At 34.7% G+C, this 15,827-nt stretch carries 11 protein-coding genes and 1 riboswitch; of the genes, 1 reads left to right on the top strand and 10 read right to left on the bottom strand.

Annotated elements, in window-relative coordinates; all coding sequences use genetic code 11:
- Positions 1–10: 10 nt before the first annotated feature.
- From thiE to U860_RS0124170, 6 genes are all read right to left on the bottom strand, one after another.
- Complete coding sequence (thiE, locus tag U860_RS0124145; protein ID WP_025150528.1) at positions 11–670, bottom strand: thiamine phosphate synthase; 660 nt, start codon at positions 668–670, stop codon at positions 11–13.
- Between the two features lie 13 nt (positions 671–683).
- The gene (thiM, locus tag U860_RS0124150; RefSeq protein ID WP_025150529.1) at positions 684–1,493 is read right to left on the bottom strand and encodes a hydroxyethylthiazole kinase; all 810 of its coding nucleotides are present in this window, start codon (positions 1,491–1,493) and stop codon (positions 684–686) included.
- A gap of 70 nt (positions 1,494–1,563) precedes the next feature.
- A riboswitch (TPP riboswitch) is annotated at positions 1,564–1,673 on the bottom strand.
- 102 nt (positions 1,674–1,775) lie between these two features.
- The gene (locus U860_RS0124155; protein WP_025150530.1) at positions 1,776–2,723 is read right to left on the bottom strand and encodes a siderophore ABC transporter substrate-binding protein; all 948 of its coding nucleotides are present in this window, start codon (positions 2,721–2,723) and stop codon (positions 1,776–1,778) included.
- Between the two features lie 74 nt (positions 2,724–2,797).
- Positions 2,798–3,556 carry an ABC transporter ATP-binding protein gene (locus U860_RS0124160; protein WP_002174674.1) on the bottom strand — a complete coding sequence of 253 codons (759 nt, stop codon included), beginning with the start codon at positions 3,554–3,556 and terminating at the stop codon, positions 2,798–2,800.
- Positions 3,550–4,521, bottom strand: coding sequence for an iron chelate uptake ABC transporter family permease subunit (locus tag U860_RS0124165; protein ID WP_025150531.1), 972 nt, complete (start codon positions 4,519–4,521; stop codon positions 3,550–3,552). Before U860_RS0124165 ends, U860_RS0124160 begins: the two co-directional genes overlap by 7 nt.
- On the bottom strand, positions 4,511–5,464 hold the full coding sequence (locus U860_RS0124170) for an ABC transporter permease (RefSeq protein ID WP_025150532.1): 954 nt from the start codon (positions 5,462–5,464) through the stop codon (positions 4,511–4,513). Before U860_RS0124170 ends, U860_RS0124165 begins: the two co-directional genes overlap by 11 nt.
- A 432-nt stretch (positions 5,465–5,896) precedes the next feature.
- Between U860_RS0124170 and topB the strand changes: the two genes are divergently transcribed.
- Complete coding sequence (gene topB, locus U860_RS0124175) at positions 5,897–8,086, top strand: DNA topoisomerase III (RefSeq protein ID WP_025150533.1); 2,190 nt, start codon at positions 5,897–5,899, stop codon at positions 8,084–8,086.
- A 54-nt stretch (positions 8,087–8,140) separates the two neighbouring features.
- Here the strand turns inward: topB and U860_RS0124180 are convergent, their stop codons facing one another.
- The 4 genes from U860_RS0124180 to U860_RS0124195 form a co-directional block, all read right to left on the bottom strand.
- A complete protein-coding gene (locus U860_RS0124180; RefSeq protein ID WP_025150534.1) occupies positions 8,141–11,056 on the bottom strand; it encodes a YhgE/Pip domain-containing protein in 2,916 nt (971 codons plus the stop codon).
- 307 nt (positions 11,057–11,363) lie between these two features.
- A complete protein-coding gene (locus U860_RS0124185; protein ID WP_025150535.1) occupies positions 11,364–12,155 on the bottom strand; it encodes an endonuclease/exonuclease/phosphatase family protein in 792 nt (263 codons plus the stop codon).
- A gap of 4 nt (positions 12,156–12,159) precedes the next feature.
- Positions 12,160–13,797, bottom strand: a complete 1,638-nt coding sequence (locus U860_RS0124190) for a PTS transporter subunit IIBC (RefSeq protein WP_025150536.1) — start codon at positions 13,795–13,797, stop codon at positions 12,160–12,162.
- Positions 13,798–13,999: 202 nt separating this feature from the next.
- The gene (locus U860_RS0124195; protein WP_025150537.1) at positions 14,000–15,664 is read right to left on the bottom strand and encodes an alpha-glucosidase; all 1,665 of its coding nucleotides are present in this window, start codon (positions 15,662–15,664) and stop codon (positions 14,000–14,002) included.
- Positions 15,665–15,827 lie beyond the last annotated feature (163 nt).

Genomic DNA, 15,827 nt, shown 5'->3' on the forward strand with positions numbered 1-15,827 from the left:
TGATCTTCTCTTACAAACTCTTATTTACTTCATCAGCTAATTTCTTCGTACTTTCATACGCAGAATCAGCTAAGCTAATCGCAGAAATAACCGAAATACCATCCGCACCGGCATCTATAACAGAAGCTGTATTTTCAATTGTAATTCCGCCAATACCAACAATCGGTATTGTAATCTCGTGTTCTCTAAAATACTTTAGCCCTTTCGTTCCTTGAACTGCTTTCGTATCTTTTTTCGTACTCGTTGGGAAAATAGGACCAACTCCTAAATAATCAGCTCCGTTTTCAATCGCCCAGCGTGCTTCTTCAATTGTATGTGTAGATACTCCAACAATTTTATCTCCCATTTTTTCACGAACAGATGTTATTCCTTCATCATCTTGTCCAACATGTACACCGTCTGCATCTAATTCAAGAGCTAATTCAACGTCATCATTCACAATAAACGGCACATTATACTCTTTGCAAAGTGTTTGTAGTTCTTTCGCAAAACGAATACGTTTCTCACCAGTTAAAGCCCCTTCTCCCTTTTCACGAAATTGAAAAAGTGTTATACCGCCTTCTAGTGCCTCTCTCAATACTTGCAGTGGCTCCTTCGTACAATTGTTACTACCCATAATAAAATATACTGGTAGTAATTTAGACATTTCATCCATTGTAATACGCGACATCTATTTCCCCTCCTTACTGTACAAACTCAATCTTTCCATACTTCTCAATATCCTCTGAAGTTGTATTCGCTAATTGATTTAAGAACTCAATTTGGAAGCTACCAGGTCCTTTTTCTACCGTTTTGGCTGCTGCCAGTTCCGCAGCTACTCCATAAAATGTTACTGCTGCGACAGCTGCCTTCACATAATCTTTTTCAACTGCTGCAAATGCTCCTATTACAGAAGTTAATAAACAGCCTGTTCCAGTAACTTTTGTTAAAATGCTATGGCCATTGCGAATAAGAACTACCCGCTCTCCATCTGTAATGATATCCTCTTTTCCAGTGATCACAGCAACTGTATTTAATTCATCCGCTGCCTGTTTTGCAATACTTACGACATTACCATTTCCAGTACCAGCGTCTACACCTTTGATTTCCCATTTTTCATTAATAACATTAGCTATTTCTGCTGCATTTCCGCGAATTATCGCTAAATTTATTTCAGCTGGAATATGCCTTGCAACTTCTGTTCGATAAGAAGTTGCTCCTGCACCAACTGGATCAAATAGTACTGGTACATGATTCATATTTGCTGATTTACCAGCAAGTAACATCGCTTCTACCTCTTCGGGGCGAAGTGTACCCATATTTAAAACGAGTGCGCCAGCAATACTAGCCATTTCTGCTACTTCTTCTTTTGCATATGCCATTACAGGCGATGCTCCTAATGCTAACAAACCGTTTGCTGTAAAGTTTGTTACAACGACATTTGTAATATTATGCACGAGTGGATTAGACTCTCTTACCAGTTCCACTATTTTACTAATTTCTTGTACATTCATTCTATTCATCTCCTAACTTTAATGATGGGAGATACACAAAAAGACACTTTGCGTATGCAAAGTGTCTGAACATGTGCTTTTACACTCTCCCTACGCTGGCATTATCCAACAGGTTCAAATGGTCAATGACGGGTTAGTCATACTCTCAGTTTGCATCCGCAAACTCCCATGTGCTTTTTATTCAACTACTTCAAAGTCTACTCTCATTCTAGTGAAATAACAAGTTCTTTACTTTCTTATACAGAAAGAGTGATAGGGAATCCTATCACTCTTTTCATACTATTATTTTATAGCTTTTGATACTTCTTTCACCATTGCTGATACAGACTCAAGTCCGCCACCAGATAAGTACCAGTAGTTTGCATCAAGGTAAACTACGTTTTTGTTTTTCACAGCGTTTGTTTTACTTACCAGTTCATTTTCAACAACTTGCTTAGCAGAAGATTTCCCGCCAGTTACTACGCCTCTATCAATTACAAATAAGTAATCAGGGTTCTTCTCAAGGATGTACTCAAATGAAACTTTATTACCATGTGTATCTGCTTTAATTTCTGGGTCAACAGGAGTTACGCCAAACACATCATGAATAATACCGAAGCGAGATTGAGGGCCGTATGCACTTACTTGACCATCGTTCGCTAAAATAACTAAAGCTTTTTTATCGCTTTTCTTCGCTTTTTCATTTAATTCTGCCACGTCTTTTTCAACTGCTGCAATTTCTTTTTTCGCTTTATCTTCTTTATCGAAGATTTTCGCTAATGTTTCTGTGTTTTCTTTAAATGATTTCATGTATTCTTTTGTATCTTGTTCTACGTAAATTGTTGGAGCAATTTTTTCGAATTCTTTATATGAATCAGCTTGACGTCCAGAAATGATAATTAATTCCGGATTCATTTCATTGATTTTTTCGAAGTCTGGTTCTTTTAAACCACCAACGTTTTTATACTTTTTATCTTTATATTTAGAAAGGTATTCTGGTACACTTTTTTGCGGCACACCAGCCACGTCAACACCTAGTTTATCTAATGTATCTAATGAACCGAAGTCGAATACTACAACGTTTTTCGGATTCGTTTTAACTTTCGTTTCGCCTAATTTGTGCTTAATCGTAATTTCTTTTGATTTACTTTCACTTGCCTCGGTCTTCTTGTCAGTAGAAGCACCATTACTACATGCCACAGCGACAATAGCAAGCATGAAAGTTAATAATAGCATCGCTAATTTCTTCACTTCAATCACCTCAATAAAATTTTTAAAATTATTTAAATCGATAGCACATTTACACCATCAAAAATAACTTCCTCTTATGAAAAATAAATACAAATGTTGTTTCCAGATATCTCTTCTATATGGATGTCCATATCATAAATATCTTTTAAAACAGCTTTATCAATAATTTCGCTCGTTGGACCTTCTTTCATTACTTTTCCATCTTTCAAAGCAACGATATGATCGGAATAACAAGAAGCAAAATTAATATCATGAATTACGATAACAACCGTTTTTCCAAGCTCTTCAACAAGTCGTCTCAGTACTTTCATAATTTGTACAGAATGTTTCATATCTAGATTATTCAGTGGCTCGTCCAATAAAATGTATTCTGTATTTTGAGCAATAACCATTGCGATATACGCCCTTTGCCTCTGCCCACCACTGAGTTGGTCTAAATACTTATGCTGGATGTCCTCAAGTTCCATATAGCGAATAGCTTCCTCAATATGGCTCCAGTCTTCCTTTGTCAGATTACCTTGTGAATATGGAAATCTACCGAAACTAACTAATTCTCGAATGCTAAGCCTTAAATTAATATGATTCGTTTGCTTTAAAATTGAGATTTTCTTAGCAAGCTCATCGCTCTTCCATTCCCCAATTTCTTTATCTTCAATGTAGATTTCACCAGCATCTTTTTTTAATAACCTACTAATCATAGAAAGAACCGTACTTTTCCCTGCTCCATTTGGACCAATAAAAGATGTGATTTTTCCTTTTGCTATTTTAATAGAGACATCTTCAACAACATTTTTATTACCATATTGCTTTGATATGTTTCTTACTTCTACCATGACTTGCTCTCCTTTAATAGAAGATAAATGAAGTACACGCCACCAACAAAGTTAACAATGACACTTAAAGTCGTGTTAAATTCAAACACTCTTTCAACAATCAATTGTCCTCCTACTAAGGCGATAATACTAATAAGGATAGAACCTATTATTAAATATTTGTGTTTGTATGTATGCAAACATTCACGTGCAACGTTTACTACAAGCAGTCCTAAAAATGTAATGGGTCCTACTAACGCTGTGGAAATAGATACTAAAATTGCAATTACAATTAAAAGCTTCTTCACGACTTTGTCATAATCTACTCCTAAATTAATTGCCTCATCTCTTCCGAGTGATAGTACATCTAATAATTTCAGCTCTTTATACACATAAGCAATAACCAATACAATTCCAATGATAGACGTTACTAGTAGCTCTGTTTTTACATTATTTACACTTGCAAACATTTTCCCTTGTACAATTTGGAACTCATTTGGATCAATGAGCACTTGCATAAAGGACGATAAACTTTGGAAGAATGTACCGAATATTAATCCGATTAAAAGTAGGAAGTAAATATTATTCCCTTCTCTTTTAAACAGAAACTTATAAAGAAATAGTGAGAAAATCACCATTAAACTTACTGATATAAGGAAGTTTACGTTTGTGTTCATCATCGTGAAATGTTGTGATCCAAATACAAATACAACAAACGTTTGAATAAACATATAAAGTGAATCTAAACCGATAACACTCGGTGTTAAAATACGGTTATTACTAATCGTTTGGAAGATCATTGACGAAAATGCAATCGCTCCGCCTGTTATGATCATCGCTAACAATTTCTTACCTCTTCTCGGCAAGGCATAATCTAATGTGTTCATATTTAAGTTAATAAATAAAAATATCCCAATGACTATAACTGATACAATGGCTAGTAATGCCAAAATCATCTTATAATTTCTTTGTTTTCTAAGCTGCATATGCGTTTCTCCTCATCAATAAATAAAGGAAAATTCCGCTTCCGATTACTCCTACTGTAAGACCAATAGAAATCTCGTACGGATAAATTACGACCCGGCCAAGTATATCGCAAGCTAGTACGAAAACTGCTCCTAGCAAGGCAGTGTTCGGTAAGCTATTCTTCAAGTTATCTCCGCGATAAATAGAAACAATATTCGGAATAATAAGCCCTAAAAATGGAATCATTCCTACAGTTAAAACAACTAACGCGGAAATTAAAGAAACGATAACAAGTCCAATATTTAGTACTCGATTATAATTCATCCCTAAATTCGCAGCAAAGTCTTCTCCCATTCCAGCAACAGTAAAACGATTTGCATATAAAAAGGCGATGATTACAAGCGGGATACTTAAATATAAAATCTCATATCTTCCTTTCATAATCATTGAAAAGTCACCTTGTAGCCAGGAATTGATATTTTGAATTAAGTCATATTTATAAGCAAAGAATGTTGTAACGGAACTAATAATGTTCCCAAACATAATCCCTACAAGTGGAATAAATATCGCATCCTTAAACTTAATTCTCTTTAAAATTTGCATAAATAAAAATGTACCAGCTAATGCAAAGACAAATGCAACAAGCATTTTCTCAAGAGGACTCGCTGTCGTAAATAACATTAACGACACTAACACCCCAAGCTTCGCACTATCCATCGTACCCGCAGTTGTCGGAGATACAAATTTATTTCTGCTCAATTGCTGCATAATTAAGCCACTTATACTTAAGCTCACACCAGCAACGATAATACTGATTAAACGTGGCAACCTACTAATGAATACCACCTGCATTTTATCTTGATCCCAATGCACAATATCCATGAGGCTTATATCTTTTACACCAATGAAAATAGAAGCAATCGATAAAACAATAAGCATAATAAACAAATATCTTTTTTTCATAGTTATTCATGGTGCAGATTATGTTCTGTCGCCATCATCTGATTTTAAACAGATTATAATCCTATCATTTTATCCCCCTCATCTATTTATAGAATGATAGAAATCATAACTCTTTTGGTAAAACCTTTTCTTGCCTTCTTATGGTTAAAATGAATTTCATTATCAATTAAGAACATAATTTATATGTATTAATCAACTTTCCCATATATTATTTTGGCAATATTTTGGTAACCCCCTTTAATGATAATGAAATTCATTTACAATGTCAACGTATACACTCAAAAATCTGACATTTATATCAAACTTTTATTTATATACGTAAATCCTCCCTCATTCATTTAATCGGAAATATTTCAAACCTGTAGCATAACTGAATCCAGCAAAGATGTATGCTATATTTAACGTATGGAAATTTGAAAGGATGTTTTTAAAATGGCAAAAAGTATTGTAATTGCTGAAAAGCCTTCTGTTGCACGTGATATCGCACGTGTACTGAAATGTGATAAAAAAGGAAACGGCTACCTTGAAGGTAGTAAATATATTGTTACTTGGGCTTTAGGCCATCTCGTTACATTAGCAGATCCAGAAAGCTATGATGTAAAATATAAAAAGTGGAATTTAGAAGATTTACCAATGCTACCTGAGCGTTTAAAACTAACGGTAATTAAACAAACAGGAAAACAATTTAACGCTGTGAAAAGCCAGCTACTTAGAAAAGATGTAAGTGAAATCATTATAGCTACAGACGCTGGCCGTGAAGGTGAATTAGTAGCGCGCTGGATTATCGATAAAGTTAAAATGAACAAACCGATTAAGCGTTTATGGATTTCATCGGTTACTGATAAAGCAATTAAAGATGGCTTCGCAAATTTAAAGCCTGGCAAAGCATATGACAATTTATACGCTTCAGCTGTCGCACGTTCAGAAGCTGACTGGTATATCGGTCTTAATGCGACTCGAGCATTAACTACCCGCTTTAATGCCCAACTAAATTGTGGTCGTGTCCAAACACCTACTGTAGCCATTATTGCAGGCCGTGAAGACGAAATAAAGAATTTTAAAGCTCAAACTTACTACGGTATCGAAGCTCAAACAGCTGAGAGATTAAAGCTAACTTGGCAGGATATAAAAGGAAATAGTCGCAGCTTTAATAAAGAAAAAATTGATGCACTTGTGAATAAAATCAGTAAGCAAAATGCTACTGTTGTAGATATTGATAAGAAACAAAAGAAGTCGTTCGCTCCTGGTCTTTACGATTTAACTGAACTACAACGTGATGCGAATAAAATCTTTGGTTACTCTGCAAAAGAAACATTAAACATTATGCAAAAACTATATGAGCAACATAAAGTTTTAACGTATCCTCGTACAGATTCACGCTACATTTCATCTGATATCGTCGGAACGCTTCCAGAGCGTCTGAAGGCATGTGGCGTCGGAGAATACCGTCCTTTAGCGCATAAAGTATTGCAAAAACCTGTAAAATCTAATAAATCATTTGTTGATGATAGTAAAGTAAGCGATCATCACGCAATTATCCCAACAGAGAGCTATGTAAATTTCTCAGCTTTCACAGATAAAGAACGTAAAATTTATGATTTAGTTGTGAAACGTTTCTTAGCAGTTTTATTCCCAGCCTTTGAATATGAACAACTAACATTACGCACAAAAATTGGTGATGAAACGTTCATCGCACGCGGAAAAACAATTTTGCATGCTGGTTGGAAAGAAGTATATGAAAATCGATTTGAAGATGATGATGCAGTAGACGATTTAAAAGAACAAATCTTACCTCGCATTGAAAAAGGCGATACATTAAACATAAAACTAATTGTCCAAACATCAGGTCAAACGAAAGCACCTGCACGTTTTAATGAAGCAACGTTACTTTCAGCGATGGAAAACCCAACAAAATACATGGATACGCAAAACAAACAACTTGCTGATACATTAAAATCAACTGGTGGATTAGGTACTGTAGCTACACGTGCGGATATCATCGATAAGCTCTTCAATTCATTCTTAATTGAAAAACGTGGTAAAGACATTCACATTACATCAAAAGGGCGTCAGTTACTTGATTTAGTGCCAGAAGAACTAAAATCTCCTACACTAACTGGTGAATGGGAGCAAAAACTTGAAGCGATCGCAAAAGGTAAATTAAAAAAAGAAGTATTTATTTCAGAAATGAAAAACTATACGAAAGAAATTGTTGCTGAAATTAAATCGAGCGATAAAAAATATAAACACGACAATATCTCAACGAAGTCTTGTCCAGACTGCGGTAAACCAATGTTAGAAGTAAACGGTAAAAAAGGTAAAATGCTTGTATGCCAAGATCGCGAGTGTGGTCATCGTAAAAATGTATCCCGCACTACAAACGCACGCTGCCCTCAGTGTAAAAAGAAACTAGAACTACGTGGTGAAGGATCTGGCCAAATTTTCGCATGTAAATGTGGCTATCGCGAAAAACTTTCTACGTTCCAAGAAAGACGTAAGAAAGAATCAGGCAACAAAGCTGATAAACGTGACGTCCAAAAATATATGAAACAACAACAGAAAGAAGAAGAACCGTTAAACAATCCGTTCGCAGAAGCATTAAAGAAATTAAAATTTGATTAAACCTATTTTTAAATACAAAAAGGTTCCTACCAATTTCGGTAGGAACCTTTTATTTTAATGAATAATTTTACTTCCTTTTGCGTTCTCAACAAACTTTTCACTTGATTTGTTAATTGGTGTTTTTAGTAATATCGCAGCAACAACGATGACTACTACGAAAGCACTTAACACGAGTAAATCTCTAATGACTATATCCCAAAGCATTCCACCTACTGTTTCACGAATTGCACTAATTGCATATGTGAATGGTAAGAACGGATAAATTGCTTGGAAGAACGGTGGTGTCATTTGAATTGGGAATGTTCCGCCCGATCCTGCTACTTGCAGTACAAGTAAGATGATCGCCATCGATTTCCCAACGTTTCCGAAAATAGAAACGAGTGAGTATACGATACAAACAAAGACTCCCCCAATAAATAAACTAAATAACACAAACCAGAATTTATCGACTACGTACGTACCGAGTAAGAATATATCCCCCATCGATACGATAAACGCTTGCGAAAGACCTATCGTTAAGAATGTTAATAAACGTCCGAAGTATATTTCATGGCTCTTATAATTCGCGCCCTCTTCATGTACTTCTACTGTTAATAACGAAACCATTAATAGTGCACCAACCCATAGTGCAAGCACTGTATAGAATGGTGACATCGCTGAACCGTAGTTCGGCATCGCAAATAATTTATTCTCTTTTAAATTTACTGGATTCGCGAAGTAATCACTTTGCTTTTCAACATCATTTTTCAATAAACGTATGATGTCTTTTATATCCTCTTCTGATTCAAAATCACGAATTTTATTTGCTAAGTCTTTAATCTTTTTCTCAGTCTCCGGCATTTCAGCTTTAATATCTGCTAATTTCTTTCTACCGTCCACTAAGCCTTTTGATGAATCTTCTAGTAATTTTTTAACATCTGGAAGCTTTTTGTTTGCTTCTTTTAAAATTTGAGACGTGTTTTTAGACATCTCTTTTGTACGAGCAATTGCTTCATTAAAGTTTGGAACGATTTCTGAATCGTATTTAGCTAAGATGTCACCTATTTGGCCCGAAACATTTTTAGATACTTCATTAATGCTCTCAATAACATCTGCCGCTGGTTTTTGACCTTTATTAATAGCGTCAATTCCTTTATCAGTTAAATCGATTCCTTTTTGAAAACCATCTTTTACTTTATTCAGTTTAGAAATCATGTTCTTCATGTTCTTATCACTATTTACATCTGCTAAAACTTTATTCGCATTTTCCATAACGGGAATCATATCGTTAACTAAATTTAGCCCCGCTTTAAACTGGCCATTTAAATCATTTAAAGCTACTTTTGTAGAATCTAGTCCGTTGACACCTTTATTACTTAAGTCTTCTCTGGCTTTTTCAAGCTCTGTTTTTAATCTGCCGTAATTATTTACAGCCTGATCATAGCCTTCTCTACCATTGTCTAATATCTCGTTAACTTTTTTTATTTCTTGATTTAAATTCTGTTGCGCATTTCCAGCTTTATCTTTTAATTGTTCAGCCGTACTTACTGCTTTTTCAAAATCTGCTACAAACGTTGCATTATAATCTGCCTCCGCTTGATTTACTAAACTATTTATTGCATCTAACTTTTTATTAGTAGCATCTCTTACATCTTGTTTCACTTCTTGCCCTGTACCTATAATATTAGCGATATCTTTAACGCCGCCATTTGCATTTTCTATAGCTGATTTAAGATTCGTTAATTTATCTATTCGTTTTTGGAAGAAGTCTTTTCCAGAATCAGTTGGTGCAGATTCTTTAAATTTAGTAAAGACATCAATTAAATATGAAACACTATCCGCACGACCTTGAAGATTCTCAGAAACCTTATTAAGATCTTGTTTCGCTTTTTCTGGGTCGAAATTACCATTTTGTAACCCGTTTATAACTCCTTGTGCATAAGTTGTTCCAACACGTATTGAGCCGAATACATTATTTACAGTTTGATCAATATTTTTAGCAATATCTTTATACAATTGACCATTCACCTGCGGTAGTTCTGGTATCTGTGGAATAGTTATATTAGGTAACACTGGGAATTTAGATGGATCTGGAAGTGCTAGATTGAAATCAACAGATGGATTTTTTAAGAAATCCGTAATTGCCGCCGCACCATTCAAACCTGTTTGCATTACAATTAAATTATTCTTAATAGTTCCAGGAGCACGTTTCAACGTTTCGTCATTTCTCGCAAAGAATGTATCTAAACTCTTGAGTGCGTCCTGCCCATCATTAATAACACTTTCTACAACTGGTAACTCTTTCTGCGCTACTTTCACAACATCTTCCGCGCGAGTTGCATCATCTAACGCCTTATCCATGAGTGTATTCATTTCTGGGAACTGTGCTTCTAACTTAAATACAAGATCCTTGACCTTCTCAATACTCGGTAAGTTAGTTTCTAAATCGATTCCAAGGTCATTGAAGATTTCAAAAATCTCACCGTTTGCTGTTTTAACAAAGTTTTTACTAATTTCTTCAGTAAGGCCTGATGCACCTTTAGCTGTAATCTTCGGTGCAATGGCATTCACCTTTTCATTTACGTAATACTCAATTTCCGGTTTCTCTGGATTTTCATTCAAGACTGTTGCAATCTTTTCAGAAAAATCTTTTGGAATAGTAATACTTGCGGAATAATCTCCACGCTCTACTCCATAAATTGCTTGCTTTTCATCGACAAACTTCCAACCAAAATTTTTGTCCTTCTTAAGTGAATCTACAATTTCTTTCCCTATGTTAATATCTTTCCCTCTTAAATTTGACCCAACATCTTGGTTAGAAACTGCAATCTGGATTCCTTTCGTATTTCCGTAAGGATCCCAAGAGGCTTTAATGTTAAACCATGCATATAACGATGGTAGAACCATCAAACCTAATACAATAACAATTGCAGCCCAATGTTTGGCTACATTCCGTAAATCTGTCTTATAAATACGCCAAATCTGTTTCATATAAGCTATCACCTAATTATATATTTTTCCTTCTTTAGAAAATGATACATACATTTTGCAATTATATCACTTTCTACATCGTGGATTAAACGAAAATGCACTATTTTTTCCCATAAAATATTTCACCTACTTCATTATATAACGAAGTAAAAAAAGTATGCATACAAAATGACCAAATTAGTTTTACATTCAATAATAACAAATATATAGGAAATGTCATAAAAAGTACAAGTATTTTCTCTTGGAAATACTTGTATTCATCAAAAAAATCCTCACAGCTTTTTATTATCTGTGAGGATTTCTTCTATTATATATCTAATTGTACCTCTACACCGAAATGATCTGAAATTACATTTCGATTTGTATCATTAAAAATAACTTTTGAAGAACTAACCGTTTTACTTTGGTTACATAATATTAGATCGATTCGTAAGTTTTGTTTATTTTCATCCCAACCAGCAATCTCACCTTGGACAGTTGTTCCTTCATCCTTCTCCATTGCTAGTTCATATGTGTCATATAAACCTTTTTTCATAATATACTCATAACCCTCTCCTTGCAGGCGAGCATTGTTATTAAAATCACCCATTAAGAAGGAGAGTTCATTGCTATCTACACGCTCTATTAAACGATCGACCTGGCCTTTGAATGATTCTTCTTCATCATTCCACCAACCGAGATGACAAGAGTAAAACGTTATCTTCTTACCATTATAAGCAATTGTTGCACTTACAATTTTGCGTGTTTTCCAATACGCTGTATCCTTATTTTCTGAAATAAAGAACGTATCTTCTTTTACAACGTTATGCTTTGTTATAATTGCTAATCCTTCCTCGTACACATCATATCCAATATGAGAGAAGTCCCAAATAATATTGTACTCTTTTACATGTAAGGCTCTTAACTCTTCTAGTAGTAATAGTCCAAAATTATCTTTTTTCTTGTTACCGCATACATTTTCAGCTTGTATAGATTGACTTACTTCTTGCAATGCGATCACATCATAATCTTCTTCTTGAATTACCTTGGCAAGATACTTTATTTTTTCAATTTGATTCTCTTCTTGCCAAGAGTGACAATTTAAAGTTAGCAATTTCATATTATTACGCACCTAACATATCTTGAATGTCTGACTTTAATACGTCAGCTTTCGGGCCATATACTGCTTGTACACCTTTATCTTTTACGATAAGTCCTAAAGCACCATTTTGTTTCCACTGTGCTTCTGGTGCAACAACGTCTAAATTTTTTACCGTTACACGTAAACGTGTCATACAAGCATCTACGTCAGCAATATTATCTTTTCCGCCCAATAAATCAATAACCTTTGTTGCTAATGAACCATCTTGTACATTTCCTGTTCCTTCTGATGACTCATCTTCATTATCAATATAGTTACCTGCACGCCCTGGTGTTGGTAAATTGAATTTTTTAATTAAGAAGTTGAATAATGTAAAGTTAAGACCGAAGAACACTAATGAAACAATGACAAAGTTGATTAAATCTCTCGTTAAACCTGCATTGACCATCATTGGTGTACGTGTAATTAACTCAATAAATCCAAATGCATGAACACGTAAATTAATTAAATCTGCTAATGCGAATGCAAGTCCTGTTGTAATTGCATACACAACATATAATACTGGCGCAATAAACATGAACATGAATTCAATTGGTTCTGTAACACCTGTTAAGAATACTGCTAATGCTGCTGATAAGAACATCGGTTTATACTTTGCACGCTTATCTTTATCAACGTTACGGAACATTGCAAACGCAATACCCATTAATGCTGCTGTTGAACCGATAACTTGCCCAGCTTTGAAACGAGCTGGTACAACATTATTTAATAAATCATTATACGCTTTCGTGTCTCCATTTGCTAACAAGTTATTTAAATCTGTAATCCATGCAAGCCATAATGGATCCTGTCCTGCTACAACTTGTCCAACCTTTGAACCAGTTAACATCGTATATGTTCCGCCTAGCTCTGTGTAGTTCATCGGAATTGTTAACATATGATGTAATCCAAACGGTAATAATAAACGTTCTAATGTTCCATATACAAATGGTGCAACAACTGGTGCACTATCTTTAGATGCTGCAATCCAGCGACCAAATTCATTTAATCCACTTTGGATAAATGGCCATAAAAGTGATAATACAATCGCAGTAACTGTAGACCAAACAATTACAACGAATGGTACGAAGCGTTTTCCATTAAAGAATGCTAATGCCTGTGGTAGTTTATTATAGTTATAGTATTTGTTGTATAAAGTAGCTCCTAAGAAACCAGTAATAATCCCTACGAAAACTCCCATGTTTAATGCTGGTGCACCAAGTACAGAAGTGAAATAATCTTTTACAAGTAAATCTCCTGCTAATACCGAAGAAACTGTCGCTTTTGAATCCGTTAACATTTGAGGGTTTACACCAAATATAGCTCCTGTAATTCGGTTTGTTAAGACGAATGCTAATAGCGCTGCAAACGCACCACCTGCGCGATCCTTCGCCCAAGATCCCCCAATTGCTACTGCGAATAAAATGTGTAGATTTGTAATAATTGCCCAACCGATGTCTTCCATTACTCGAGCAATTGTATGAACTGCGTTAATATCCCCAGCAGACATCCCAATTAACTTACCGATGGAAATCATTAAACCAGCTGCTGGCATTACAGCTACAACAACTAATAACGCTTTCCCGAACTTTTGCCAAAAATCAAAAGACGTAATTTTCATCTGTTCTTCCTCCCCTTTATTTATAACAACATAATGATTTGAATTATAATTTCTATTTCTCTTATGAAAACGATTCCTTACATCCCTTCTTTTTTGTTACGCAACCGTTTTCATAAATCTATTTTAATAAAAGCGTTTTCACATTGCAATAGAAATTTATTTTTTTTAATAAAAAAAGATGCTCAAAGAGCATCCTTTTTTATTATGAAATGCGATAAACCCTTGTTTCATAAGGTTTTAACGTAATTGTAGTTAATTGATCATGTTCGGCAACTTCATAGTTATTTAAGAGCAAACGTTTGCGTTCTAGTGCGAATGTACTCTCATTATATACAGCTTCCTGGTTTGAAATGTTACTAATTACAATTACTTTTTCACCCTGCAATGTACGAGTATATGCGTAAATTTGCGAATCATCTTCTAAAATTAAATCATACGTACCATAATTCAATACATCGTGCTCTTTTTTCAAGGCAATCATTTTTTTATAGAAATTGAAAATAGAGTCCTCTTCATTTTTCTGCTTTTCAACATTAATTTCCTTGTAGTTTGGATTCATCCCAAACCAAGGTGTTCCTGTTGTGAAGCCAGCATTATTTTCAGCATTCCACTGCATAGGTGTACGTGAATTATCACGGCAAGAAGCCCATATAATTTCCATCATATCTTGATGAGATACTCCTTCTGCAATTTTCTCGCGATATAAATTTTTAATTGCTACATCATCATAATCTTCAATATTTTGGAACTGAACATTCGTCATACCAATTTCTTGTCCTTGATAAATAAACGGTGTACCGTGCATAAAGAAATACATCGCTCCTAAAGCTGTTGCACTTTCACGCCAGTACTCTTTATCATTTCCCCAAGTAGACACAATACGTGGCTTATCATGATTCTCAATGTATAAAGCATTCCAGCCCTTATTTTCTAAACCTTTTTGCCACTTTGTTAATACTTTTTTCAACTCAACAACATCAAGATCTTTCTTCTTTTCTGCATCCCATAAGCTTAAATGCTCAAATTGGAATACCATATTGAATTTACCGTTCTCTTCTCCAACCCAAAGATCAGCATCTTCAACTTTCACACCATTTGCTTCCCCAACAGTCATAATATCGTATTTAGCAAATGTGTTTTCTTTTAATTCTTCTAGTAAAGGCTGAATACCATTGACATTCATATGCTTATCAAAAGATGGTACATATTTTAATTCTTTTGGATTTGGCATATCCTTCAAGCCATCTTCCTTCTTAATATGGCTGATCGCATCAACACGGAAACCATCAATACCTTTATCAAGCCACCAATTAACAGTATCATATAAAACTTCACGAACTTCTTTATTCTCCCAGTTCAAATCTGGTTGTTTACGCGAGAATAAATGTAAATAATATTGCTCTGTCACCTCATCATATTCCCATGCAGAACCATTAAAGATACTTTCCCAATTGTTTGGTTCCACGCCATCTTTACCATCACGCCAAATATACCAATCACGCTTCGGATTGTCTTTAGAAGAACGTGATTCAATAAACCACGGATGTTCATCACTTGTATGATTAATAACTAAATCAATAATAAGCTTCATATCGCGCTTATGAACTTCATCTAGTAACGCATCAAAATCTTCCATCGCACCAAATTCATCCATAATATCTTGGTAATCACTAATATCATAACCATTATCATCATTAGGCGATTTATACATTGGACAAATCCAAATTACATCTATACCTAAATCTTTTAAATAATCCAGTTTTGCAATAATACCTTGTAAATCTCCAATACCATCGCCATTTGAATCCATAAAGCTACGTGGATAAATTTGATAAGCAACCGCTTCTTTCCACCATGTCTTATTCATAATCATTCTCTCCTTTTGCATCCCATTAAAATTTATGCAAACGTTTTCGTAACACTATCATAACAAAATATGAACAGTTTGCAACTGTTTTCATGAAACTCTATGTAGATTCCTTATTCTTACGCTTTATTTATTTCATCCTTCCCCCTCTCTTGTCCACGCA

This window comes from Bacillus sp. H1a (genome assembly GCF_000633475.1).
Classification (GTDB): domain Bacteria; phylum Bacillota; class Bacilli; order Bacillales; family Bacillaceae_G; genus Bacillus_A; species Bacillus_A paramycoides.